This window comes from Achromobacter pulmonis, from assembly GCF_002885955.2.
GTDB classification, from domain to species: domain Bacteria; phylum Pseudomonadota; class Gammaproteobacteria; order Burkholderiales; family Burkholderiaceae_B; genus Achromobacter; species Achromobacter pulmonis_A.
On the sequence record NZ_POQS01000006.1, the window covers coordinates 41,394 to 64,461 of the forward strand.

General features: G+C 68.3%; 24 protein-coding genes. 8 read left to right on the top strand and 16 right to left on the bottom strand.

Translation table 11 applies throughout. The features are described 5' to 3' along the window. Positions 1-81: 81 nt before the first annotated feature. From C1I89_RS21665 to C1I89_RS21705, 9 genes are all read right to left on the bottom strand, one after another. Positions 82-786 carry a DNA-3-methyladenine glycosylase gene (locus C1I89_RS21665; RefSeq protein ID WP_102774600.1) on the bottom strand — a complete coding sequence of 235 codons (705 nt, stop codon included), beginning with the start codon at positions 784-786 and terminating at the stop codon, positions 82-84. Positions 787-802: 16 nt separating this feature from the next. Further along, entirely contained in the window at positions 803-1,159 is a 357-nt protein-coding gene (locus C1I89_RS21670) for an arsenate reductase (RefSeq protein ID WP_102774601.1), read from the bottom strand. Continuing rightward, positions 1,156-1,965, bottom strand: a complete 810-nt coding sequence (locus tag C1I89_RS21675) for an ABC transporter permease subunit (protein ID WP_102774602.1) — start codon at positions 1,963-1,965, stop codon at positions 1,156-1,158. Before C1I89_RS21675 ends, C1I89_RS21670 begins: the two co-directional genes overlap by 4 nt. Further along, positions 1,962-2,882, bottom strand: a complete 921-nt coding sequence (locus C1I89_RS21680; RefSeq protein WP_102774603.1) for an ABC transporter permease subunit — start codon at positions 2,880-2,882, stop codon at positions 1,962-1,964. The genes C1I89_RS21675 and C1I89_RS21680 overlap by 4 nt, the downstream gene beginning before the upstream one ends. Next, entirely contained in the window at positions 2,879-4,006 is a 1,128-nt protein-coding gene (locus tag C1I89_RS21685) for an ABC transporter ATP-binding protein (protein ID WP_102774604.1), read from the bottom strand. The genes C1I89_RS21680 and C1I89_RS21685 overlap by 4 nt, the downstream gene beginning before the upstream one ends. A gap of 6 nt (positions 4,007-4,012) precedes the next feature. Next, positions 4,013-5,116, bottom strand: coding sequence for a polyamine ABC transporter substrate-binding protein (locus C1I89_RS21690; protein ID WP_102774605.1), 1,104 nt, complete (start codon positions 5,114-5,116; stop codon positions 4,013-4,015). Between the two features lie 111 nt (positions 5,117-5,227). After that, the gene (locus C1I89_RS21695; RefSeq protein ID WP_102774606.1) at positions 5,228-5,953 is read right to left on the bottom strand and encodes a 3-deoxy-D-manno-octulosonic acid kinase; all 726 of its coding nucleotides are present in this window, start codon (positions 5,951-5,953) and stop codon (positions 5,228-5,230) included. After that, positions 5,943-6,368, bottom strand: coding sequence for a group II truncated hemoglobin (locus C1I89_RS21700; protein ID WP_168202307.1), 426 nt, complete (start codon positions 6,366-6,368; stop codon positions 5,943-5,945). Before C1I89_RS21700 ends, C1I89_RS21695 begins: the two co-directional genes overlap by 11 nt. Beyond that, entirely contained in the window at positions 6,368-8,899 is a 2,532-nt protein-coding gene (locus tag C1I89_RS21705; RefSeq protein WP_102774607.1) for an ABC transporter permease, read from the bottom strand. Before C1I89_RS21705 ends, C1I89_RS21700 begins: the two co-directional genes overlap by 1 nt. A gap of 114 nt (positions 8,900-9,013) precedes the next feature. Here C1I89_RS21705 and C1I89_RS21710 point away from each other — a divergent pair, with 114 nt between their 5' ends. The 3 genes from C1I89_RS21710 to C1I89_RS21720 all read left to right on the top strand — a co-directional run bounded on the left by C1I89_RS21710 (position 9,014) and on the right by C1I89_RS21720 (position 11,915). Further along, a complete protein-coding gene (locus C1I89_RS21710; protein WP_102774608.1) occupies positions 9,014-9,988 on the top strand; it encodes a TRAP transporter substrate-binding protein in 975 nt (324 codons plus the stop codon). Between the two features lie 116 nt (positions 9,989-10,104). Beyond that, entirely contained in the window at positions 10,105-10,605 is a 501-nt protein-coding gene (locus C1I89_RS21715) for a TRAP transporter small permease (RefSeq protein ID WP_102774609.1), read from the top strand. 32 nt (positions 10,606-10,637) lie between these two features. Further along, positions 10,638-11,915 carry a TRAP transporter large permease gene (locus C1I89_RS21720; protein WP_102774610.1) on the top strand — a complete coding sequence of 426 codons (1,278 nt, stop codon included), beginning with the start codon at positions 10,638-10,640 and terminating at the stop codon, positions 11,913-11,915. Positions 11,916-11,997: 82 nt separating this feature from the next. Here C1I89_RS21720 and C1I89_RS21725 read toward each other — a convergent pair whose 3' ends face one another. Both C1I89_RS21725 and C1I89_RS21730 read right to left on the bottom strand, forming a co-directional pair. Then, positions 11,998-13,191 (bottom strand): amidohydrolase family protein, encoded by a 1,194-nt coding sequence (locus C1I89_RS21725; RefSeq protein WP_102774611.1) that lies wholly within the window; start codon positions 13,189-13,191, stop codon positions 11,998-12,000. Positions 13,192-13,195: 4 nt separating this feature from the next. After that, on the bottom strand, positions 13,196-13,906 hold the full coding sequence (locus C1I89_RS21730; protein WP_102774612.1) for an aspartate/glutamate racemase family protein: 711 nt from the start codon (positions 13,904-13,906) through the stop codon (positions 13,196-13,198). A 157-nt stretch (positions 13,907-14,063) separates the two neighbouring features. On the opposite strand from C1I89_RS21730, the gene C1I89_RS21735 reads away from it, so the two are divergent. Continuing rightward, positions 14,064-14,762, top strand: coding sequence for a GntR family transcriptional regulator (locus C1I89_RS21735; RefSeq protein WP_102774613.1), 699 nt, complete (start codon positions 14,064-14,066; stop codon positions 14,760-14,762). 57 nt (positions 14,763-14,819) lie between these two features. On the opposite strand, the gene C1I89_RS21740 is transcribed toward C1I89_RS21735, so the two are convergent. Beyond that, positions 14,820-15,110 carry a DUF3579 domain-containing protein gene (locus C1I89_RS21740; RefSeq protein WP_102774614.1) on the bottom strand — a complete coding sequence of 97 codons (291 nt, stop codon included), beginning with the start codon at positions 15,108-15,110 and terminating at the stop codon, positions 14,820-14,822. A 229-nt stretch (positions 15,111-15,339) separates the two neighbouring features. Here C1I89_RS21740 and C1I89_RS21745 point away from each other — a divergent pair, with 229 nt between their 5' ends. Next, complete coding sequence (locus C1I89_RS21745) at positions 15,340-16,521, top strand: aspartate aminotransferase family protein (RefSeq protein WP_102774615.1); 1,182 nt, start codon at positions 15,340-15,342, stop codon at positions 16,519-16,521. Positions 16,522-16,575: 54 nt separating this feature from the next. Beyond that, the gene (gene argF, locus C1I89_RS21750) at positions 16,576-17,517 is read left to right on the top strand and encodes an ornithine carbamoyltransferase (RefSeq protein ID WP_102774936.1); all 942 of its coding nucleotides are present in this window, start codon (positions 16,576-16,578) and stop codon (positions 17,515-17,517) included. 84 nt (positions 17,518-17,601) lie between these two features. Here argF and C1I89_RS21755 read toward each other — a convergent pair whose 3' ends face one another. The 4 genes from C1I89_RS21755 to C1I89_RS21770 are packed head-to-tail and all read right to left on the bottom strand — an operon-like array spanning position 17,602 to position 20,573. Next, entirely contained in the window at positions 17,602-18,165 is a 564-nt protein-coding gene (locus C1I89_RS21755; RefSeq protein WP_102774616.1) for a DUF4286 family protein, read from the bottom strand. Positions 18,166-18,178: 13 nt separating this feature from the next. Next, positions 18,179-18,709 carry a carboxymuconolactone decarboxylase family protein gene (locus C1I89_RS21760; RefSeq protein ID WP_102774617.1) on the bottom strand — a complete coding sequence of 177 codons (531 nt, stop codon included), beginning with the start codon at positions 18,707-18,709 and terminating at the stop codon, positions 18,179-18,181. A gap of 4 nt (positions 18,710-18,713) precedes the next feature. After that, positions 18,714-19,667, bottom strand: coding sequence for a Bug family tripartite tricarboxylate transporter substrate binding protein (locus tag C1I89_RS21765; RefSeq protein ID WP_102774618.1), 954 nt, complete (start codon positions 19,665-19,667; stop codon positions 18,714-18,716). 24 nt (positions 19,668-19,691) lie between these two features. Continuing rightward, positions 19,692-20,573: an amidohydrolase family protein gene (locus C1I89_RS21770; protein ID WP_102774619.1), complete on the bottom strand. Its 882-nt coding sequence runs from the start codon at positions 20,571-20,573 to the stop codon at positions 19,692-19,694. Positions 20,574-20,669: 96 nt separating this feature from the next. Between C1I89_RS21770 and C1I89_RS21775 the strand changes: the two genes are divergently transcribed. Continuing rightward, positions 20,670-21,593: a LysR family transcriptional regulator gene (locus C1I89_RS21775; protein WP_102774620.1), complete on the top strand. Its 924-nt coding sequence runs from the start codon at positions 20,670-20,672 to the stop codon at positions 21,591-21,593. 89 nt (positions 21,594-21,682) lie between these two features. After that, positions 21,683-23,020, top strand: coding sequence for an argininosuccinate synthase (gene argG, locus C1I89_RS21780; RefSeq protein ID WP_102774621.1), 1,338 nt, complete (start codon positions 21,683-21,685; stop codon positions 23,018-23,020). Positions 23,021-23,068: the final 48 nt, after the last annotated feature.

The following is a 23,068-nucleotide window of genomic DNA, read 5'->3' on the forward strand; positions in this document are numbered from 1 at the left end:
TGCAGCGCGAGATGCCATCCGCAAGAACGAAACCGTCAAACGCGCGGAACCCATCGGCCGGCGAAAGCCGGCATTCCCCCATCAAACCGCGTCAGGCGCCCGCTCCAGCACGACGCCCTGGCGGTCCACCCACACATAGTCGTGGCCGGCGCGCTGGCCGCGCCGCAGCGGATTGCGGGTGCAGAAGGCGGCATAAGCCGGGTCCACGAAACGGTAGCTCAGGTGTTCGTCGCGGCCTTGCGGTATGCCCAGCCGCGTGGTGCAGATCAGCGCCGCCGGCGCCTCGCCGACGTCTTCCACGTAAAGGCCGCGAGCGTCGAAGCGGCGCGCGTCCCAGTCCGGCACCTTCAGCCCCAGCGCCCGGCACAGCAGCGTCTGGCCGGCGCACAGGCGTCCCGGCGGCCGCGGCCGGCCCTGCGCGTCCGGGTTCAGTTCCTGCATGCGGGCCAGCGAACGCGGACCGGACAGCGCGTCGGTATAGGGATAGCCGGACTTGATCAGCACGGCGTTGCCGGGACCGCCCGCGCTGAAGTTCAGCGAATCCCCGCCGCGGGCGTAATACATGTAGACCGTGCCGCCGTCCATGAAGAGCGCGCGGCGCTTGTGGGTGTAGCCGAGCGAGGCGTGGCTGCCCTTCTCTTCCAGGTAGTAGGCCTCGGTCTCGATGATGCGCGCCGCCAGCCACAGGTCGCCGACGCGATGCCGGATCACCTTGCCCAGCAGCTCGCGCGCCAGCTGCGCCGCGTCGCGGTCGAAGAACGCGTCGGGCAGCTTGCGCGCGCCCACGCCTGAGCCGGCCGCCTCAGGCGAAGCGTTCGCCGTAGCGCTTTTCGCTGAAGCCAACGCTGACCTCGCCGTCCGGCGTGACCGTGACCGGCCGGCGCACCAGCGCCGGGAAGTCCGCGATCAGTTCGCTCCATTGCGCGTCGGTGTGCGCCGTCTTGCGCGCTTCGGGCAGGTTGCGCCAGGTCATGGAAGCGCGGTTGACCAGCTTTTCCCATCCGCCGACCTTGCCGGCCCAGGCCTTGAGGGTGGCGGCGGGCACGGGATGGTCGCGGTAGTCCACGAATTCGTGTTCTACGCCATGTTCGGTCAGCCAGTCGCGCGCCTTGACGCAGGTGCTGCACTTGGTCAGGCCATACAGGGTGGTTTGCTTCATTTGGGTTCGGACTCCTTGCGCCATTGCATGCGGTTGGCCAGGATCACGCAGGTGCCCACCGCCAGGATGAACAGGGTGGCCAGCGCGTTGATCTCGGGCTTGAGGCCCAGGCGCACCCGCGAAAAGACTTCCATGGGCAGCGTGCTGGAGCTGGGGCCGGACAGGAACGAAGCCAGCACCACGTCGTCCAGCGACAAGGTGAAGGACAGCAGCCAGGCCGAGGCCAGCGCCGGCGCGATCAGCGGCAGCGTGATCCGGAAGAACACGGTGATGGGCGTGGCGCCCAGGTCCAGCGCGGCTTCTTCGAGCGAACGGTCCAGGTCGCGGATGCGGGTCTGGATGATGACCGCCACGAAGGCCATGCACAGGGTCACGTGGCCCACCCAGATCGTGAACATGCCGTTCTCGGCCGGCCAGCCCAGCGTGCCGCGCAGCTCCACGAACATCAGCAAGAGCGAAATGCCCAGCACCACTTCGGGGATGACGAGCGGCGCGCTCAGCATGCCCACGTACAGCGCGAAACCGCGGAAACGCCCCATGCGCCCGAGCACGTAGCCGGCCCAGGTGCCGATGATGACGGCGGCGGTGGCGGTCAGGGCGGCGATGCGAAACGACAGCCAGGCCGCGCGCAAGAGCGCGTCGTCGTTAAAGAGCGACTCATACCAGCGGAACGACAGCCCGGTCCAGGACGTGACGGTGGGCGACTCGTTGAACGAGAACACCATCAGGCTGATGATGGGCACGTACAGGAAGAAGTACCCCAGCCCCAGCACGACGCCGCGCAAAGTCTTGTTGGGTCCGTTCATTTGCGGCCTCCGGCGGCCTGCTCCTGCTGCCTGACCTGGTTGTACTGGAAGACCACCAGCGGCACGAGCAGCAGCAGCACCATCACGCAGGTCACGGCCGAGGCCATGGGCCAGTCGGCGTTGTTGAAGAACTCGTTCCACATGACCCGGCCCATCATCAGCGTGTTGGCCCCGCCCAGCATTTCCGGGATCACGTATTCGCCGACGGACGGGATGAACACCAGCATGGCGCCGGCGATCACGCCCTGGCGCGACAGCGGCACGGTGATCTGCCAGAACGCCTGCCAGGGCCTGGCGCCCAGGTCGTAGGCCGCTTCCAGCAGGCGCAGGTCCATCTTCACCAGCGTGGCGTACAGCGGCAGGATGAAGAACGGCAGATAGGCGTAGACCATGCCGATATAGACCGCGACGTCGGTGCGGTAGATTTCGAGCGGGCTGGAGATGATGCCCAGGCCCTGCAGCAGGTTGTTGAGCAGGCCGTCGTTGCGCAGGATGCCCACCCAGGCGTAGACGCGCAGCAGCAGCGAGGTCCAGAACGGCAGGATCACGCCCAGCAGCAGCAGGTTGCGCACCGACGGCGAGGAGCGCGCGATGTAGTACGCGATGGGATAGCCGATCAGCACGCAGATGAGCGTGGTGACGGCGGCGATCTTGACCGAGTTCAGGTAGGTGGCGAAGTACAGGCTGTCGGTGAACAGCAGGATGTAGCCGCGCAGGTGCAGGCTGAACTGCACCGCCTCGTCCTTGAATTCCGCCAGCGAGGTATAGGGCGGAATGCCGAACTTCAGCTCGGCGAAGCTGATCTTGAAGACCAGCAGGAACGGCACCAGCAGGAACAGCACCAGCCAGGCGTACGGCGGCACCACCGCCAGCGCGCGGCCCGAGGGCAGCCAGTCGCGGGGCGAGAAGCGCATCATGACGCCAGCACCGTCGCGCTGTCGGCGTCCCAGCTGACGAAGATTTCTTCGTCGATGCCGGGCGCGTCCATCTGGGCGAGCAGCTGGCTGGGCACGCTGGCCTCGACCGTCTTGCCCGAATCGAGGCGGATTTGATAGAGCGCGTAGCTGCCCATCCAGGCCATGTGGCTGACCATGCCGTGGGCCCAGTTGTATTCGCCTTCGGGCTGCTCGCGCGAGACCACCAGGCGCTCGGGGCGGATGGAGACGTGGACCTCCATGCCCAGCGGTTCGCTCACGCCGTGGTTGACGAAGAGCGGACGGGTCAGCTCGCCGCACTCGATGGCGACGTGGTCGGGTTCGTCGACCACGATGGTGCCGGTGAACATATTGGTCGAGCCGATGAAGCTGGCCACGAAGCGCGAGTTCGGAAACGCGTAGACGTCCTGGGGCGAGCCGCACTGGACGATCTGGCCTTCGGTCATGACGGCCAGGCGGTGGGCCATGGTCATGGCCTCTTCCTGGTCGTGGGTGACCATGATGCAGGTCACGCCGACCTGCTCCAGGATCTTGACCAGCTCGATCTGGGTCTTCTGGCGGATCTGCTTGTCCAGCGCCGACATGGGCTCGTCGAGCAGCAGCAGCTTGGGACGCTTGACCAGGCTGCGCGCCAAGGCCACGCGCTGCTGCTGGCCGCCCGAAAGCTGGCTGGGCTTGCGGCGCGAATAGCCGGCCATCTGCACCAGGTCCAGGGCCTCGAACACGCGGTCATGGATCTCGGCGCGGTCCACGCCTTCCTGCTTCAGGCCGAAGGCCACGTTGGCCTCGACCGTCATGTGCGGGAACAGCGCGTAGGACTGGAACATCATGTTCACGGGCCGTCGGTACGGCGGCACGTGGGTGATGTCCTCGCCGTCGAGCAGGATCTGGCCCGAGGTGGCTTCCTCGAAGCCCGCCAGCATGCGCAGCAGCGTGGACTTGCCGCTGCCCGAGCTGCCCAGCAGGGCGAAGATCTCGTTGCGCTTGACCGACAGGTTGACGGAACGGACGGCGACCACGTCGCCGAAAATCTTTACGACATCGGAGATCCGGACGAACTCGTCCGGATCGGTCGAGTGCTGCGCCGAGTAACGGCTTTCGCTCATGATGACTTATCTTCCCGACTTCAGCTCGGACCACATCCGGTTTTGCAGGCGCTGGATGTTCAAGGGCAGCGCCTTGATCACGTAGAGGGTCTTGGAGACCTCGGCCGGCGGGTAGATCATGGGGTTCTCGGCCACGTCCTTGACCACGTACTGCCGCGCCTCTTTGTTGGCGTTCGGGTAGAACATGGTGTTGGTGATGGCGGCGTGGACCTTGGGCGTTTCGATGTAGTTGATGAACGCGTGGGCTTCCTCGGGATGCGGGGCGTCCTTGGGGATGACCATCAGGTCGAACCACGCCGGCGCGCCGCCCTTGGGAATGAAGTAGTTCACTTCGTAGGGCTTCTTGGCCTCCTGGGCGCGCTTGCGGGCGATCATCACGTCGCCGGAAAAGCCGTAGACCATGCACAGGTCGCCCACGGCGAGCTCGTCGATGTAGCCCGAGGAGCTGAACTGGCGGATGTACGGGCGGATCTTCATCAGCACGTCCAGCGCGGCCTTGTAGTCGTCGGCGCTGGTGCTGTTGGGGTCCTTGCCCAGGTACTTGAGCACGGCGGGGAACACCTGGGCGGCCTCGTCCAGCATGGAGATGCCGCATTCCTTCAGCTTGGCGGCGTTCTCGGGCTTGAAGATCATGTCCCAGCTGGCCAGGTCGACGCCGTCGCCCATGATCTGCTTGACCTTGGTGACGTTGTAGCCCAGGCCGTTGGTGCCGTAGCCCCACGGAATGGCGTACTCGTTGCCCGGATCGACCGAGGCGACCAGCGCCATGACCTCGGGGTCGAGGTTCTTCCAGTTGGGGATCTTGGACTTGTCCAGCTTCTGGAACAGGCCGGCCTCGATCTGGCGCGAGGCGTAGTGCGTGGACGGGACAACGACGTCATAGCCCGATTTGCCGGCCAGCAGCTTGGCCTGCAGGGTGTCGTTGCTGTCGTAGACGTCATAGCGGACCTTGATGCCGGTTTCCTTCTCGAAACCCGGAATCGTGTCCGGCGCCGTGTATTCGGCCCAGTTGTAGACGTTGACGACCTTGTTCTGCGCGACCGCCGCCGATGTCGCCGCGGCAGCCAACATCGTTCCCAGCGCCCAGCGCATGCCCGCCCGTAGTTTCATTACCAGCCCCTTGCGTTATGCCGTGTATGTGACAGGAGTCCTAAAAGGCGAAATGATAAAGCTTTTTAGCGATCGCCTGCCCAACTTTGCCGGGGGATCGGCCCGGCGGCCTCAGGGCTGGATGCCCACGCCCCAAGCGGTCCAGTAGCTGTCGCGCAGGCGCAGCCAGAAGCGTTCGCCGTCCTCGCCCGCGACTTTGCGCAGCGAGCGGCGCAGGCGCTCCAGGTTGCCCTGGCGCTGCCGCTCCGACAGCGTGCCCTGCGTGCCGCGATCGAAATCGATCAGCCAGACCTGGCCGTCACTGCCCACCAGGATGTTGAAGGCGTTGAGATCGGCGTGCCAGACGCCGGCCCGGTGCATGCGCACGATGGCCTCGGCCGCCGGCTGCCACAGGGGTTCGGCCAGCGCCTGGGCCAGCGGCCGCACGCCGGGTATGCGCTCGACCACGATGGCGGCGCGGTAGACCGGGCCCTGCCGCCAATACGCGGCGGCCAGCGGCGCCGGCACCGCCAGGCCCTGGGCGCGCATGGCGGCCAGCAGGCGGAATTCGCGGAAACTGCGGGTGCGGTCCTCGCCGTTCCACAGATAGGCGTCGCGGCTGATGCGGGCGATCATGCCGCCGCGGCGGTAGCGCCGCAGCACGCCCTGCCAGCCCTGGCCCTGGACGAACCAAGCCGCCTGGCGTCCGCCGGCGTCGACCGGGCGGGCCTGTTCGCCGTAATGGCCGGGGTTGAACAGCTCCGGACCGGCGTCCGGCAGGCGCGCGGCGTCGGACAGCATGGCGCCGGCCAGCGGGCCGGGCCAGGACTGGCGGCGGGCGGCGGCCTCAGCCTTCACGGTTGCGCATCCAGTCGGCCACGCCGTAGAACGACTGCAGCAGCCGGTCCACCAGGGCGGGCTCGATGTCGCGGTCCTGCATGGCGCGGCCGATGCAGGTCACCCACTGATCGCGCTCGGCCTCGCCGATCGAGAACGGCAGGTGGCGGGCGCGCAGCCGCGGATGGCCGAAGCGCTCGATGTAGTGGTCCGGGCCGCCGAAGTAGCCGCAAAGAAACCAGAACAGTTTGTCGCGCGCGCTGTCCAGGCTGGGGCCGTGAGCGGCGCGCAGTTCCTTCAGGTCGGGTTCCATGTCCATCAGGTCATAGAAACGATCGACGAGGGCGCGCACGCCGGCCTCGCCGCCTAGCAGGTCGAAAATGCTGTGGGAAGAGTTTTCCACGGGTTCGGTAATGGATTGGACGGAAGACGTCATCAGGTTTCTCGGAGGGTGACCAGGGGCGGCGTGCGCAGGACGCCGCGCAGGGCAAGCGCGCCGCCCGCCCAGGCGCCGAGCATGCCCGCGACGATGCCCGCCAGCCACGGCCAGAGGCTAAGCGTAATCGTGAAATCGAATACCTGGGTTGACAAAGCCCAAGCGATGGCCGTGGCGCCGGCGGCCGCCAGCAGGCCGGCCAGGCCGCCCACGGCCCACAATTCGATGCGCTGCGAGCGCGCCAGCTGGCTGCGGGTGGCGCCCAGCGCGCGCAGCACCGCGGCCTCGCGCATGCGCTCGTCGCGCGTGGCGGTCAGCGCCGCCGACAGCACCAGCACGCCCGCGGCCAGCGTGAACAGGAACAGCAGCTGCACCGCGCGGCCCACTTCGTTCAGCACGGACTGCAATTGCTGCAGGATGGCGCCCACGTCGAACACCGTCAGGTTGGGGAATTCCTTCACCAGCTCGGGCAGCACCGAGGCCTTTTCGGGCGGCAGGTAGAAAGAAGTGATCCAGCTTTGGGGCATGTCGGCCAGCGCGGCGGGGGTCAGGATGGCGAAGAAATTCACCCGCATCGTATCCCAGTCCACCCGGCGGATGCTGGAGACGTCCACTTCGACCTGCTGGCCGGCCACGTCGAAGGTCATCTTGTCGCCCAGCGCGATGCCCAGCGTCCTGGCCAGCCCGGATTCGAGCGAGACCTCGGCCGAGCCGGGCGCCAGCCAGCGGCCGGCCTCGATCCGGTTGGACGCGGGCAGCGTCTCGCCATAGGAAAGATTGAACTCGCGGTCCACCAGCCGCTTGGCGCGCGGTTCCTCGTAGTCGTCCGGACCGACCGGCTTGCCGTTGATGGCGATGAGCCGGCCGCGCACCATGGGCGCCAGCGCGATGCGGCCCAGCCCCGCGCGCGTGAGCGCGTCCGTCACGGCCTGGCGCTGGTCGGGTTGCACGTTGATCAGGAAGCGGTTGGGCGCGTCGGGCGGCAGGGTCCGCTGCCAGCCCTGGATCAGGTCGGTGCGCGTCATGGTCAGGAGCAGGAGCGCCATCAGGCCCACCGCCAGCGCGCACACCTGGGTGATGGTGGCGGCGCGCCGCCGCACCACCCCGGCCAGCGCGAAACGCAGCGCCGGCAGGCCGGCGGCCAGCCGGCGCACCCGCGCCAGGCCCAGGATGCAGAGCCAGGCCACCAGCGCGAACACCGCGAACGCGCCCAGAAAGCCTCCGGCCACCACCGCGCCCAGCTTGGCGTCGCCGGCGAACCACCAGATCAGCAGCGCGAAGCCGGCGGCGCCGAGCACGTAGCCCAGGGCGCTGCGCGCGCTGAGCGCGTCGGCGTCGCGCCGCAGCACGCGGGCCGGCGGCACGTGGCGCAACTGGGCCAGCGCGGGCAAGGCGAAGCCCAGCAACAGCAGCAGGCCGGTCAACAGCCCCTGCAGCGCCGGAATCGCCGAGGGCGCCGGCAAGGCCGTGTCGATCAGCGATCCCAGCAGCACGACCAGCACCTGGTGCACCGCGAAGCCCAGCAGACAGCCCGCCGCCGACGAGAACAGGCCCACCAGGGTGAACTCCAGCGTCAGCATGCGCGCGACCTGCGACTGCTGCGCGCCCAGGCAGCGCATCACCGCCACGCCGTCGCGATGGCGCGCCATGTAGCGCCCGGCCGCCAGCGCCACGGCCACCGCCGAGATCAGCACCGCCAGGAGCGCCACCAGCGACAGGAAGCGCTGCGCCCGGTCCAGCGTGCGGCGCACTTCCGGACGGCCGGATTCCAGCGTGGCCAGCTTCTGGCCGCGCTTGAGGTTCTGCTTGAGCCAGGCCGAATAGCCGGCCACGGCGTCGGGCTGGCCGGCGACCAGCAAGGCATAGCCGATGCGGCTGCCCGGCGCGATCAGGCCGGTGGCCGGCAGGTCGCTGGCCCGCAGCAGCACCCGCGGCGCCACGTTCACGAACTGCATGCCGCGGTCGGGTTCATAGGTGATCACGCGGTCCACGCGCAGCCGGGCGTCGCCCACGTTCAGGCTGTCGCCCACTTTCAGGTCCAGCAGGGCCAGCAGCTGCGCGTCGACCCACACCGAGCCTTCGGGCGGGATCTCGCGCGTGGTCGCGTCGGGCGCGAACGGCGCATCGGCCACCCGCAGCGCCCCGCGCAGCGGATAGCCCGGCTCGACCGCCTTGAGCGCGGCCAGCTGCGCGCCGTCGCCGGCGCCCACCATGGACGGGAACTGCCAGGTGCTGGAGACCGCCAGGCCGCGCCCGCGGGCCTCCTCCAGGAAGGCGGGCGGCACCGGCTCGTCGGCGTCCAGCACCAGGTCGGCGCCCAGCATCTGTCCCGCGTCGCGCTCCAGCGCGCGGCCGACCCGGTCTGCCAGGAAGCCCACGCTGGTCACCGCGGCCACCGCCACGACCAGCGCCAGCACCAGCAGGCGCAGCTCGCCGGCCCGGGCGTCGCGCATCATCATGCGGGCGCCCAGGCGCAGGGTGGACCAGAAACCCGGGCGCCCGGCCCGCGACATATCAGGGAAATCCATCATTCCGCAATGTTAACCAACGGCCAAGATCGGGGCCGAATCCCGATATCATCCCGGGGCGGGAGGCTGTGCCGCCCCCAAAATACAAAGATCAAAGTCTCACCCCTGGAGAAGATTATGCGTAAATCCTGGCTTGCCGCCACGATTCTGGCCGCCTGCGCGGCCGCCACCTCCCTGCCCTCCGTGGCCCAGACCACCCTGAAGATGGCCTATGCGCTGTCCACGTCGTCGCACTACGGCGCCGGCGCCGACGCCATGGCCAAGTCCATCGAGGCGTCCACCAACGGCAAGTTCAAGGTGCAGCAGTTCGCCAACAGCGCGCTGGGCGGCGAACGCGAAGTCATCGAAGGCCTGCAGATCGGCACGATCGACCTGGCCATCGTTTCGACGGGGGCCACCCTGAATTTCGTGCCCGAAACCGGGGTCTTCGACATTCCCTTCCTGCTGCGCGACCTGGACCACGCCCGTAAAGTGCTCGACAGCAAGATAGGCCAGGACATGCTGGCAAAGTTCCCCGGCCGCGGCATCATCGCCCTGGCCTGGGGCGAGCAGGGCTTTCGCCACCTGACCAACAACGTGCGCCCGGTCAAGACCCCGGCCGACGCCAAGGGTCTGAAGATCCGCACCACCGAGAACCCGATCCACATCACGGCCTTCCGCCAGATCGGCATCCTGCCCACGCCCATGGCCTGGCCCGAAGTGGCCACCGCCCTGCAGCAGGGCACCATCGACGGCCAGGAGAACCCGCTGTCGGTGATCACCTCGGCCAAGCTGTCGCAGATGCAGAAGTACCTGTCGCTGACCGGCCACGTGTACGGCCCGGCCCTGGTGCTGATGTCGGCCAACGTCTATGAAGGCCTGTCGGCCGCCGACAAGGCCAATTTCGACAAGGCGGGCAAGGAATCGGCCCAGGCCATGCGCGCCTACGTCGACAACATCGAGAAGACCGGCGTGGAGCAGCTGAAGAAGGAAGGCATGCAGGTCAGCGAGGTCGACCGCGCCGCCTTCGCCGCCGCCGTCGAGCCGGCCTACCCCGAGTACTACAAGAAGTTCGACAAGAAGCTGATCGAAGCGATCCGCGACACCAAGTAATCAGTAGGAAGATCGGGACCCGCCCCTACCCGGGGCGTTTCGTCCCAGGCGGCGGGATCGCGGTCCCGCCGTTTTTCGTCCCCCACCCTTCGCGTACCTCGCCAACGGGATACATCATGCGTTTGCTTCGCGCTCTCGACCGCGGCCTGTTCAAGCTGGTCTCGGTCTTCGCCCAACTTCTGCTGGTGGCCGCCGCGGCCGCCGCCTTCTATCAAGTGATCGCCCGCTTCGTGCTGCAATCGCCCGCCGACTGGAGCGAGGTGCTGACCCGCGCCCTCCTGATCTGGACCGTGCTGCTGGGCGTGGCGCTGGCCTTCCGCCACGGCGCCATGATCAGCGTGGAACTGCTGCGCAACATGCTGGGCGGCGCCCGCCGCCGCGCGCTCGAAGCGGTCATCGGCCTGATCTGCGCCGGCTTCCTGGGCTTTCTGGCCTGGATCGGCGGCAACATGACCTACCGCGTGCGCTTCCAGACCGTACCCAGCCTGGACATTTCGATCTCCTGGATCTACCTGGCCATTCCGGTGGGCGCGACGCTCGCCGCCATCGCCGTGCTCGCCCGCTGGTGCGCCGGCGAGGAAGACGACGTGCCGGTGCGCAACGACGCCCAAGGCTGAGCCCTCCATAGAACACAAGCGCAGATATCGTTATGTCCCAACTCATGATTGTCTCGATGCTGATTTTCTTCGGGCTGTCCGTGCCGGTCGCCGTGTCGATCGGCCTGGCCAGCCTGGCGGGAGTCGGCGCCGCCAACCTGCCCTGGCTGGTGGTGGCCCAGCAATTGTTCGCCGCGCTGGACAAGTACCCGCTCGTCGCGATCCCCTTCTTCATCCTGGCCGGCAACCTGATGGAAGCCGGCGGCATTTCCGAACGCATGGTGGAGTTCGCCAAGAGCGTGGTGGGCGGCATCCAGGGCGGGCTGGCCTGCACCTGCGTGCTGACCTGCATGATCTTCGCCGCCGTGGCCGGCTCCAGCGTGGCCACCACCTTCGCCGTCGGCGCGATCCTGATTCCGGCCATGATCCGGCACGGCTATCCCGCGCCCTTCGCCGCGTCGCTGCAGGCCAGCGCGGCCGAGCTGGGCGTGATCATTCCACCGTCGATTCCGATGATTCTGTTCGCGGTGTCCACCGACACCTCGACCGGCGAGCTGTTCATCGCTGGCGTGATGCCGGGCGTGCTGATCGGCGCGGCGCTGATGCTCTACGTGTGGCTCTACGCCAAGCGCAACGGCCTGGGCAAGCGCGACGGCGAAGGCCGCCTGCCGCTGTGGCCGGCGTTCAAGAACGCGTGGCTGGCGCTGCTGATGCCGGTCATCATCCTGGGCGGCATCTACGGCGGGATCTTCACGCCGACGGAGGCGTCGGTGGTGGCGGTGATGTACGCGGTGGTGGTGGGCAAGTTCATCTACCGCCGGCTGACTTTCAGGCAGTTGTCGCAGACGCTGCACAAGTCGGTGGTGTCGACGGCGGTGATCATGTTCGTGATCGCCAATGCGGGTGTCTTCAGCTTCCTGCTGAATCGCGCCGGGATCCCGGACGCGCTGGGCGTGTGGCTGGCGCAGATCTTCGACACCAAGTTCACGTTCCTGATGGGCATGAATGCGGCGCTGTTCCTGATCGGCATGTTCATCGAGACCTCGGCGTCCATCGTGGTGCTGGCGCCGCTCTTGCTGCCGGTGGCGCTGAAGTTCGGGGTGGAGCCGGTGCACTTCGGGGTGATCATGGTGGTGAACCTGGCGCTGGGGATGATTACCCCGCCGTTCGGGGTGAATCTGTTCGCGGCGTGCGCGGTGGCCAAGCTGCCTCTCGAACGGTTGATCAAGCCGTTGATTCCGTTCGTGGGGGTGGTGGTGGTCTGCCTGCTCGTGATTACTTACTGGCCGGGGCTGTCGCTGGGATTACGGGATCTGGTGTACGCCAAGTGATGGCTTTAATCACACTCGTGATTTCATGAATCGCTAAAGTGATTTTCTGGCCGGCCTTGTTTTTTAGGGCCGGCCTTTTTGTCTACGGCGCCTTGGCTAGCGCCTGGCCGTCTCGGGCGACGATTTGGCCGCGCTTTACGACCAGTTTGCGTTGTGGGCGGGCGACGATGGCTTCGGGTACGGTTTCGGCGTCCACCAGCACGAAATCGGCGTGGCAGCCCGGGGCCAGGCCGTAGTCTTTCAGCCCCATCACGCGGGCGTTGCCGTAGGTGGCGGTGTGCAGGGCCAGTTCGAGTTCGTCGTCGCGGCGGAAGTTGTTGCGCAGGCCCACGAGCATGGCGCGTTCCAGCATGTCGGGCTTGCCGTAGGGGCCCCAGGTGTCGCGCATGCCGTCGTTGCCGGTGCCTACCGTGACGCCGGCGGCGTGCAGGCGGGCGACGCTGGGGACGGGGCGCGAGGCCGAGCCGGTGGTGACGATGCGGATGCCGGCTTCCAGCAGGCCGTTGGCCAGGGCCTGCACGGCCTGGGTGTCGGGCATGCCCAGGCAGAAGGCGTGCGACAGCGTGACCTTGCCTTGCATGCCCAGCGCCAGCACGCGGTCTATGGTCAGTTGCATGGTGAAGGCGCCGAGTTCGGCGGCTTCGTGCAGGTGGATGTCTATGGGTTTGCCGTGCCTTTCGGCCAGGCCGAAGAGCGCATCCAGATGGCCCTTGGGGTCGCGGTCCATGCCTGCGGGGTCCAGCCCGCCCACCACCTCGGCGCCCATGCGCAGCGCCTCGTCCATGAGCTCCAGCGTGCCGGGGCGGATCAGCAGGCCGCTTTGCGGGAAGGCGACGATTTCCACGTCGATGGCGTCGCGGTACTGCTCGCGGGCGCGCATCACGCCTTCGATGGCGGCCAGCCCGAGGTCGGTGTCCACGTCCACGTGCGAGCGGATGTGGCTGGTGCCGTCGGCGATCGACATCACGATCTGGCGGGCGGCCTGGCGGCAGGGGTCCAGGCCCAGTTCGCGCCTTGCGGCGCGTTCGTTTTCGATGCGGTCGATCAGGCGCGGGCCCACCTCGTTGCGGTACCAGGGCATGCCGTACAGGGTCTTGTCCAGGTGCGCGTGGGCGTCGATCAGGCCGGGCAGCAGCAGCGCGCCGCCGCCATCGACGACGGGCACGCCCTGCGGGGCGGGGCCGCCCAGGGCGTGGATGCGGCCGTCGCGCACCAGCACGGAAGTCATCTCGCCGCCGGCGGGGCGAACGCGGGTAAACAGGGTGGCGTTCTGCATGGTTCTACTTCCGTTCCAGGGACGCCAGGGCCAGCGCCTGCGCCAGCGCGGCGCGGTAGGAGTCGATGATGGGGACTTGCGGCTGGCGCGGCAGGCCGGGCAGGTAGCCGGCCAGCGCGGCGCCGGCCACGATGACCACGTCGGCGCCCTGCTCCACCGCGGCGTCCAGCGCCTGGCTGACCCGCTGCGCCGACTGCGGCGTGCGCGACGCGTAATCCAGGGCATGGCCCGGCAGGGCCAGGATGCCCGCGCAGCGCGCCTCCACGCCCAGCTGGCGGATCTGTTCGCGCAGCATGGCGGGCCAGCGCTGGCCCACCGTCACGATGGCGTAGCGATCGCCGCGCTGCATGGCGCTCATGATGGAGGCCTCGGCCATGCCCACCACGGGCACGTCCACGCGCTCGCGCACCGCGCCGATGCCGGGTTCGCCGAAACAGGCGAGCACGCAGGCATGGAACGGCTGCGCGGCCTGGGCGAACTGGCGTTCCACGGTTTCGAGCACGGCGTGGGCGGAGATGGCCGCCTCGGCCCGGCTGGCGATGTAGGCGGGGCCGAATCCGACCGTGACGGCGTGGACCTGGGCGGCCTCGCCCAGGAAGGCGCGGGCCTGGCCGGCCAGGCTGGCGGTGAGGTCGGCGGTGGTGTTGCCGTTGACCACCAGCAGCCGGCGGGGCGCGGCGGCTGGCGGGGTGGCGGTATCGGGGGCTGCGGACATGATCGGGCCTGAGTTTTTGTATAAATAAATGTATACGATTTTTGGACGGCGATGTATAGCCTGGCACTGCCGCAGCCAGCTATCGCTAACCCTGATCCGCCGTTGTAGTATTCTTTCCGGGCCGGCCCGCGTTGCCGGCCCAGGAGCCGACCCCACCATGACCTCCCCCGCGCCGGCAGACGCCCCCGCCAATCGCAACGAAATCGTATACAAAAATTTGCGCCGGGCCATTATCGAGCAGGCGCTGCTGCCGGGCGACAAGCTGCCCGAGGACATCATCGGCGAACGTTACGGCGTCAGCCGGACCATCGTGCGCAGCGTGCTGACGCGCCTGTTCAGCGAAGGGCTGGTGGACCTGCGCCCCAACCGCGGGGCCGCGGTGGCGCGCCCCAGCCTGGAAGAGGCGCACGACATCTTCGAGGCGCGCCGCTGCCTGGAGCGCGACGTCGCCCGCCGGCTGCTGCAACACATCGACGAGGCCGGCCTGGCGCGGCTGGAGCGCCACCTGGCGCTGGAAGAAGCAGCCCGCGGGCGCAGCGTCAACGAATCGATCCGCCTCTCGGGCGAATTCCACATCCTGATGGCCGAGCTGTCGGGCAATGCCGTATTTGCGCGCTACGTCAACGAGACCGTGTCGCGCTGCTCGCTGATCCTGGCCCTCTACGGCCGGCCGCATTCGAGCGAATGCGCGGTGAGCGAGCACCGCGAAATCGTGGCCGGCCTGCGCGCGCGCGACGAACGGCGGGTGCTGCGCCTGCTGGAGCACCACCTGGAGGCCGTCACCGCCCGCGCGCTGCTGAGCGCGGCCCCGGAAGAGCGCGATATCCGCAAGATCCTCGACCGCTACGGCGCCTGAACGCGGGCGGCCCAATGAAAAAGCGCCCGGTCTGGGGCGCTTTTTTGGTGTGGGGACCTAGATTTCGCGTTCTTCGGTCTTGAGCTTGTTGTCGTGGGCGAAATCCACCACGAACTTGTACGCCAGCGGCTCCAGGTCGCGCAGCCGCTGGTCGACCACGATCCCGCGCACGCCGTCGATCACGACCGGCAGCACATAGGGCGAATAAGTGAGGTGGTTACCGGCACAGCCGGCGGGGCGGAATTGTGCCATTACGCCGGCGAGCCGTTCCGCCCAGTCGCTGGGGCGGAAGCGGCTACCGCTTTCGGTAACGCCATGAATTACGAATTGTCTGACGCGAGTTGCCATGAGTTCTTCACTACAGCGCGCCCTTCACGAAAGCCGGATCTTCGGCGTGATCAAACATGCGCCCTGCGCCGCGAATTGTATATGATTGATCCTTTGCCCTCCTTAAAACGCCGATTTCCCAGGAGAAAGGCGGGTTTTGGAAGGCCGGCCGCAAGCCCGGTCGCGAGTCGACCCCGACTTGCGCCCACCTGCCCCTCGAATCGCCCCGCCTTACCCAGGAGGATCCGCAATGACCTCGCCTCTGGCCAACATCTATGCCCGGCTGCCGGTATCGTTCACGCACGGCCAGGGCGTCTGGCTGTGGGACGCCGAGGGTCGCAAGTACCTGGATGCGCTGGCCGGGATCGGCGTGTCCTGCCTGGGCCATGCCCACCCCGCGCTGGTGGCCGCGATCGCCGGGCAGGCCGCCCGCCTCATCCATACCTCGAATATCTACGAAATCCCGCAGCAGACCGCGCTGGCGGCCCGCCTGGCCGAACTGTCCGGCATGCAGGAAGTGGCCTTCAACAACAGCGGCTCCGAGGCCAACGAGGCCGCGATCAAGCTGGCCCGCTACTACGCCTACCAGCGCGGCAACTCGCATGCCCACATCATCACCATGGACTCGTCCTGGCACGGGCGCACGCTGGGCACGCTGGCGGCCACCGGCAGCGACAAGGCGCGCAAGGGTTTCGGCCCCCTGCCCGAAGGCTTCATCCAGGTGCCGTACAACCAGCTCGACGCGGTGCGCGCCGCCGGCGACGCCGAACCGCGCACGGTGGCGGTGCTGCTGGAGGTGCTGCAGGGCGAAGGCGGCATCCGCCCGTCCGACATCGCCTACCTGCAGGCATTGCGCCGCCTGTGCACGGAGCGCGGCTGGCTGCTGATGATCGACGAAGTCCAGTCCGGCATCGGCCGCACCGGCAAGTGGTTCGCCCACCAGTGGGCCGACATCCGGCCCGACGTGATGACCCTGGCCAAGGGCCTGGCCGGCGGGGTGCCCATCGGCGCCATGCTGGCCGCCGGACCCGCCGCCGGCGTGCTCACCCCGGGCACCCACGGCACCACTTTCGGCGGCGGCCCGCTGGTGTGCGCGGCCGGGCTGGCGGTGCTGGACGCCCTGGAATCCGAAAATCTGCTGGAAAACGCCCACACCGTGGGCGCCCACCTGAAAGACGCCCTGGCCCGCGAGCTTGCCGGCACACCCGGCGTCACCGAAATCCGCGGCCGCGGCCTGATGCTGGGCATCGAACTGGCCCGCCCCTGTGGCGTGCTGGCCATGCGCGCCATGCAGGCCGGGCTGCTCATCAACGTCACGCGCGACCGCGTCATCCGCATGCTGCCGCCGCTGATCCTCAACCAGGACGAGGCCGACCGCATCGTCGCCATCCTGGTTCCCCTCATCCGGGATTTCCTGGCCGAACAATCATAATCAACGCCCCGCCCGGGCCTTGCCCGGCCGGGCCCAATGACCTGCGACATCACCATGACTCCTCCCACGACCCAAAACGGCCCCCTGCGGCACTTCCTGCAGTTCAAGGACTTCTCGTCCGCCGAAATCGCCTACGTGCTGGAACGCGCGCGGCTGATCAAGGACAAGTTCAAGCGCTACGAACCCCACATGCCGCTGCACGACCGCACGCTGGCCATGGTGTTCGAAAAGGCCAGCACGCGCACCCGCGTGTCCTTCGAGGCCGGCATGTACCAGATGGGCGGCTCGGTCATCAACCTGACCTCCAACGACTCGCAGCTGGGCCGCTCCGAGCCCATCGAGGACACCGCGCGCGTGATTTCGCGCATGGTCGACATCGTCATGATCCGCACGTTCGAGCAGACCCGCATCGAGCGCTTCGCCTCGCACTCGCGCGTGCCCGTGATCAACGGCCTGACCAACGAATTCCATCCCTGCCAGATCCTGGCCGACATCTTCACCTACATCGAGCACCGCGGCTCGATCGCCGGCAAGACCGTGGCCTGGGTGGGCGACGCCAACAACATGGCCTACACCTGGCTGCAGGCCGCCGAAATGCTGGGCTTCACGCTGCACGTGTCCACGCCGGCCGGCTACGAGCTCGAAGCCGCCCGCATCGGCACGCCGCCGGCCACGGTGCTGCGCCAGTTCAAGGACCCCATGGAAGCCTGCAAGGGCGCCCACCTCGTCACCACCGACGTGTGGACCAGCATGGGCTATGAAGCCGAAAACGAAGAGCGCCGCGCCGCCTTCGCCGACTGGTGCGTGGACACCGACATGATGGCGGTGGCCGATCCCCAGGCCGTGTTCATGCACTGCCTGCCCGCCCACCGCGGCGAGGAAGTCACCGGCGAAGTCATCGACGGCCCGCAAAGCGTGGTCTGGGACGAAGCGGAAAACCGCATGCACGTGCAGAAGGCGCTGATGGAGTTCCTGCTGCTGGGGCAGGTGGAGTAATCGGGCGCCGGCTCGCGCCGGCCGATGGGTTACGCGCGCGGGGAACTTGAGTTCTTGCCCAGGAACTGCCGCGCTGCACCCATCCTACAAAATCCTGCGGAACATCGTGCGGCGCGTGTTGATGAACGACGGCCGCACGCGGCTGCTCCAGTCGCTGGCGCGCACGGCCAGCCACGGCGGGCTGCCGAAGGTCTCGCGCGTGTGCAGGTCGTAGCAGGCCAGATAGCGCGGGGGCTGGTCGCGGCATTCGTAGCGCACCGCGCGCACGGTGCCCGGCACCGCCGCCAGGCCCGGCAGATGCTCCTGGTCGTACCAGGCGTTCAGGTCCGCTTCGGCCTCGGGCCGCACGTCGGTCTCGACGATGTAGTGCCACGGGGCGTCCTGCCCCGCCGACGCCCCGGCCAATTCCAGCGTCCGATTCAGCACGCGGACGCGCAACGCCGGGAAATGTTCGGCCAGCCGGGCGCGGACCTCGGTCAGCACGGCGGCCGGCCCGCGCAGATAGATGTAGGTCTCGTCCTCTTCCACGGCGGCATAGCCGCGGGCGTGCACGCCTGCCAGGCCCCGCGTCAGCGTGCGCATGAATTCGCGGGCGCGCGGCTCGTCGCTGCGCGCGCCCAGCGAGACCAGAATCACCTGTTCCTGCACCTTGCTCTCCTTTTCAATGTCCGACGTGTAGCGCCACCAGAAAGCGCGACACCATGTTGTAGGCGGCGACGGTCGCCGTCAGCTCGACCAGCTGCGTATCGTCGCAGCGCGCGCGCAGCGGCGCGAACACGGCGTCCGGCACTTCGATATCGCGGGTCATGGCGTCGGTCAGCGCCAGCACCTCGGCCTCGCCCGGCTCCAGGCCGCGCAGTCCGGCCGGCGCGGGCCCCTCGCGCAATGCGTCGATCAGGGCCTGGGGCATGCCCGCGGCCAGCGCGTGCGGCACGTGCGCCTCGAACTCGTAGGGCGCGCCGTTCAGGGTCGCCACGCGCAGGATGATCAGCTCACGCAGCCGCGGCGGCAGCGCGGTCTTCTGGCGGATGGCCGTCAGCATGGCCTCCCAGCCCTCGACCACGGCGGGGCTGTTCAGCAGCACCTGGTACAGCGGCGAAATGCGGCCGCGCGCGGCGGCGATGCGCGCCTCCAGCGCGGCCAGTTCGGGACGGGCGCCCGGCGCCACGGGCGCGACTCGGCTTGCGCTCATGGCTTCACTCCGGACGGATGTTCTTGCGCTGGATCAGCGCGGTCCATTTCTCGCGGTCGGACGCGATCAGCGCGGCCAGTTCCTGGGGAGTGCCGGGCGCGGGCTGGGCGCCGAACTTCTCCAGCCGGGCGCGCACGCTCTCCGTCGCCAGCGCGGCGCGCACGGCCTGGTTCAGCCGCTCGATGACGGCCGGCGGCGTGGCGGCCGGCGCGACCAGGCCATACCAGTTGTTGGACTCCACCCCGGCGATGCCCTGCTCGGCCAGCGTCCTGACCTGCGGCAGCAGTGGATGGCGCGTCGGCGCCGCGATTCCCAGCGCCTTGAGCTTGCCGCCCTGGATATGCCCGATCAGGCCGGGCACGTCGCCGAAGAAGCCCGCCACCTGGTTGCCCATCACGTCGTTGATGACCGGCGCGGCGCCTTTGTACGGCACGTGCAGGACGTTTGCGCGGCTGGCGTCGGCGAACATCTCCAGCGTCAGGTGCGGAATGCTGCCGATGCCCGAGGAGCCGATCGCCACGGCCTGCGTCGCGGCCTGCGACCGCTTGACGAAATCGGCCGCGTCGGCCGCCGGATTGGACGGGTTCGCCACGAACACCGTGGCGTTGTTGACCACCTTGGACACCGGCGCGAAATCGCGCGCCGGGTCGTACGGCAGGTCCTTGTAGAGCGCCGGGCTGATGGCGACCGCGCCCACGCTGGTCAGGAACAGCACCGAGCCGTCGGCCGGCGCCTTGGCCACATAGGCCGCCGCGATATTGCCGTTGGCGCCGGCGCGGTTTTCCACGATGACCGGCTGGCCCAGCTCCTTGCCCAGCTGCTCGGCCAGCACCCGGCCCACCAGATCGACCGGCCCGCCCGGCGGAAACGCGACGACCAGGCGCACCGGCCCCTCGGCCCGGGCCGCGCCCAGCGCCGCCAGGCCCAGCAGGCCCGCGCACAGTATTTTCTTGAACATGATGTCTCCTTGAATCGAATTTTCTTATCGTTCGCGCGGCGGCTCGAATCCGTACAGCCGCGCCGGGTTGTCCACCAGGATGCGCCGGCGCAAGGCCGCGTCGGGGCAGGCCTGGAACAGCAGGTCCACCAGCTCGCCGTCGTCGGGCATGTCGCCGGCCACGTTGGGATGCGGCCAGTCGGTGCCCCACAGGCAGCGATCGGGCAAGGCCTCGGCCAGCGCGCGCACGAAGGGCAGGCCCTCGGCGTACGGCCGCCGGCCCGAGGCGATGCGGTCTATGCCCGACACCTTGACCCAGGCCTGCGGCACCTCGGCCAGCGCCAGCATGGCCCGCATCGCCGGCGACGCCAGTCCGTCGGCCGCCTTCAGCCGGCCCATGTGGTCGATCACGAAGGGCAGCGGCAGCGCGGTCAGGCGCGGCAGCAGGCCGGGCAACATGGCCCCGTCCAGATGCAGGCAGAGATGCCAGCCCAACGGCGCGATCAGCTTCACGACATGGTCGAAGACGGCAGGGTCGGGCGCGCCGCCCAGGTGCGGCACGAAGTTGAAGCGGGCGGCGCGCACGCCCGCCGCGTGCAGGCGCGCCACCTCCTCGCCGGTGGCGTGCGCGCCCAGCAGCGCGACGCCGCGATAGCGTCCGCCGCTGCGGGCCAGCGCGTCCAGCAGCGCGCCGTGGTCCGCGCCGTGGCAATTGGCCTGCACCAGCACCGCCCGCTCCACGCCCAGGCGCGCATGCAGCGCCGCCATCGCCTCGTAAGGCGCGTCCGGCGGCGTATAGGAACGGCCCTCGGCATACGGAAACACCGCGGCCGGCCCGAACACGTGGCAATGCGCGTCGCAGGCCCCCGGCGGCAGCGCATGGCTTGGGCGGGACGGCGAGGCGAGCGGAGGACGGCAATCGGGCACGGCGGCTTCCTGTGTGGGAAAGCCTCATGGTGGTGAATTGCCGGCCGCCAAACAATGCTATATCTTTGATTTCAGATATAGATTTTTGGCATATCCATGGATCTCAAGCAGATCGAGTACTTTCTGCGCGTGGCCGAAAGGCGCAGCTTCTCGCGCGCGGCCGAAATGCTGGACGTGGCGCAGCCAACGCTCAGCCGCCAGGTCCGCCTGCTGGAACTGGAGCTGGGCCAGCATCTGCTGTATCGCAACGGCCGCGGCGCCGAGCCCACCGAGGCCGGGCTGCGCTTCCTGGAACACGCCCGCGCCCTGCTGACCCTGGCCGAACGCGCCAAGGAAGACCTGCAAAGCCTGCGCGAAACGCCCACCGGCAAGGTGGTGGTGGGCCTGCCGCCGCGCATCGCGCGGGTGCTGACGCCGCCGCTGGTGCAGGCCTTCCGCCGCGATTTTCCCGACGCCTCCATCGCCGTGGCCGAAGGCCTGAGCGCCCAGGTGCGCGAATGGCTGCTGGCCGGGCGGGTCGACCTGGCCCTGCTCTACGATCCGGCCGCCTCGCCCCAGCTGGGCTACGAATCGCTGTTTCGCGAAGACCTGGTGCTGGTGGCCGCGGCCGGCCACCGCCCGCCCCTGCCGGCGCGCGTGGCCGTGGCGCGGCTGGGCGACTATCCGCTGGTGGTGCCCAGCCTGCCCAACGCCATCCGCACGCTGGTCGAGAGCGTGTGCCGCGCCCAGGGCGTGCGCCTGACGATCGCCGTCGAGGTCGACGCCGTGCAGACCATCGTCGAGCTGGCCGCTCAGGGCGACGCCTACGCCATCCTGCCGCGTTCGGCCGCAAGCGGCCCGGCCGCCGAGCATGCGCTGTCGCTGTGCGACATCCACAGTCCCACGATCACCAACGACCTGGTGCTGGCCAGCGCCCGCCACCGGCCGGCCACGCGCCTGGCCGCCGCCACCGCGCAGCTGATCCGCCAGCTCGGGGTGGCGGCGCTGTTCGCGCCGCGCGCGCCAGGCCAAAAGAGTTAAAAGAGTTAAACTAGCCGCCAGATTCTTCTGTCTGGCGGCCGGCTGCGGCCCAAGCCTGTCCAAGTCCTGTTGGCGTCTCATCTCGAACAATGACTACTATCCTCCCGAACCTTCCGACCGGCCAGAAGGTCGGCATCGCCTTTTCCGGCGGCCTCGACACCAGCGCAGCGCTCCTGTGGATGCGCAACAACGGCGTCGTTCCCTACGCCTACACGGCGAACCTGGGCCAGCCCGATGAGTCCGACTACGATGAAATCCCGCGCAAGGCCATGGCCTACGGCGCCGAAAAGGCCCGCCTGATCGACTGCCGCGCGCAGCTGGTGGCCGAAGGCATCGCCGCCCTGCAATCGGGCGCGTTCCACATCTCGACGGCCGGCATCACCTACTTCAACACCACGCCCATCGGCCGCGCCGTCACCGGCACCATGCTGGTGGCCGCCATGAAGGAAGACGACGTCAACATCTGGGGCGACGGCAGCACCTTCAAGGGCAACGACATCGAGCGCTTCTACCGCTACGGCCTGCTGACCAACCCCGACCTCAAGATCTACAAGCCCTGGCTCGACCAGCGCTTCATCGACGAGCTCGGCGGCCGTTCGGAAATGTCGGAGTACATGCGCCAGGCCGGTTTCGACTACAAGATGTCGGCCGAGAAAGCCTATTCCACCGACTCCAACCTGCTGGGCGCGACCCACGAAGCCAAGGACCTGGAGCATCTGAACTCCGGCATCCGCATCGTCAAGCCCATCATGGGCGTGGCCTTCTGGCGCGACGACGTGGCCGTCAAGGCCGAGGAAGTCACGGTGCGCTTCGAGGAAGGCCAGCCCGTCGCCCTCAATGGCGTGGAGTACGCCGACCCGGTCGAGCTGATGCTCGAAGCCAACCGCATCGGCGGGCGCCACGGCCTGGGCATGAGCGACCAGATCGAAAACCGCATCATCGAGGCCAAGAGCCGCGGCATCTACGAGGCCCCGGGCCTGGCCCTGCTCTTCATCGCCTACGAGCGCCTGGTCACCGGCATCCACAACGAAGACACCATCGAGCAGTACCGCGAAAGCGGCCGCAAGCTGGGCCGCCTGCTGTACCAGGGCCGCTGGTTCGACCCGCAAGCCATCATGCTGCGCGAAACCGCCCAACGCTGGGTGGCGCGCGCCATCACCGGCGAAGTCACCATCGAACTGCGCCGCGGCAACGACTACTCGCTGCTGAACACGGAATCGCCCAACCTGACCTACGCGCCCGAGCGCCTGTCCATGGAGAAGGTGGAAAACGCCCCCTTCACCCCGGCCGACCGCATCGGCCAGCTCACCATGCGCAACCTCGACATCGTCGACACGCGCGAGAAGCTGTTCACCTACGTGAAGACCGGCCTGCTGGCCTCGTCGGGCACCTCCCTGCCCCAGCTGAAGGACGCCAAGAAGAAGTAATCGGCGCCAGCCGGCAAAACAAAAAACCCTCCGAACTTTTCGGAGGGT

Excerpts from the sequence above, each read along its gene's own strand:
- C1I89_RS21670 (WP_102774601.1), bottom strand. The coding sequence starts at position 1,159 with ATGAAGCAAACCACCCTGTATGGCCTGACCAAGTGCAGCACCTGCGTC.
- C1I89_RS21675 (WP_102774602.1), bottom strand. The coding sequence starts at position 1,965 with ATGAACGGACCCAACAAGACTTTGCGCGGCGTCGTGCTGGGGCTGGGG.
- C1I89_RS21680 (WP_102774603.1), bottom strand. The coding sequence starts at position 2,882 with ATGATGCGCTTCTCGCCCCGCGACTGGCTGCCCTCGGGCCGCGCGCTG.
- C1I89_RS21685 (WP_102774604.1), bottom strand. The coding sequence starts at position 4,006 with ATGAGCGAAAGCCGTTACTCGGCGCAGCACTCGACCGATCCGGACGAG.
- C1I89_RS21690 (WP_102774605.1), bottom strand. The coding sequence starts at position 5,116 with ATGAAACTACGGGCGGGCATGCGCTGGGCGCTGGGAACGATGTTGGCT.
- C1I89_RS21700 (WP_168202307.1), bottom strand. The coding sequence starts at position 6,368 with ATGACGTCTTCCGTCCAATCCATTACCGAACCCGTGGAAAACTCTTCC.
- C1I89_RS21705 (WP_102774607.1), bottom strand. The coding sequence starts at position 8,899 with ATGATGGATTTCCCTGATATGTCGCGGGCCGGGCGCCCGGGTTTCTGG.
- C1I89_RS21710 (WP_102774608.1), top strand. The coding sequence starts at position 9,014 with ATGCGTAAATCCTGGCTTGCCGCCACGATTCTGGCCGCCTGCGCGGCC.
- C1I89_RS21715 (WP_102774609.1), top strand. The coding sequence starts at position 10,105 with ATGCGTTTGCTTCGCGCTCTCGACCGCGGCCTGTTCAAGCTGGTCTCG.
- C1I89_RS21720 (WP_102774610.1), top strand. The coding sequence starts at position 10,638 with ATGTCCCAACTCATGATTGTCTCGATGCTGATTTTCTTCGGGCTGTCC.
- C1I89_RS21725 (WP_102774611.1), bottom strand. The coding sequence starts at position 13,191 with ATGCAGAACGCCACCCTGTTTACCCGCGTTCGCCCCGCCGGCGGCGAG.
- C1I89_RS21730 (WP_102774612.1), bottom strand. The coding sequence starts at position 13,906 with ATGTCCGCAGCCCCCGATACCGCCACCCCGCCAGCCGCCGCGCCCCGC.
- C1I89_RS21735 (WP_102774613.1), top strand. The coding sequence starts at position 14,064 with ATGACCTCCCCCGCGCCGGCAGACGCCCCCGCCAATCGCAACGAAATC.
- C1I89_RS21740 (WP_102774614.1), bottom strand. The coding sequence starts at position 15,110 with ATGGCAACTCGCGTCAGACAATTCGTAATTCATGGCGTTACCGAAAGC.
- C1I89_RS21745 (WP_102774615.1), top strand. The coding sequence starts at position 15,340 with ATGACCTCGCCTCTGGCCAACATCTATGCCCGGCTGCCGGTATCGTTC.
- argF (WP_102774936.1), top strand. The coding sequence starts at position 16,576 with ATGACTCCTCCCACGACCCAAAACGGCCCCCTGCGGCACTTCCTGCAG.
- C1I89_RS21760 (WP_102774617.1), bottom strand. The coding sequence starts at position 18,709 with ATGAGCGCAAGCCGAGTCGCGCCCGTGGCGCCGGGCGCCCGTCCCGAA.
- C1I89_RS21765 (WP_102774618.1), bottom strand. The coding sequence starts at position 19,667 with ATGTTCAAGAAAATACTGTGCGCGGGCCTGCTGGGCCTGGCGGCGCTG.
- C1I89_RS21775 (WP_102774620.1), top strand. The coding sequence starts at position 20,670 with ATGGATCTCAAGCAGATCGAGTACTTTCTGCGCGTGGCCGAAAGGCGC.
- argG (WP_102774621.1), top strand. The coding sequence starts at position 21,683 with ATGACTACTATCCTCCCGAACCTTCCGACCGGCCAGAAGGTCGGCATC.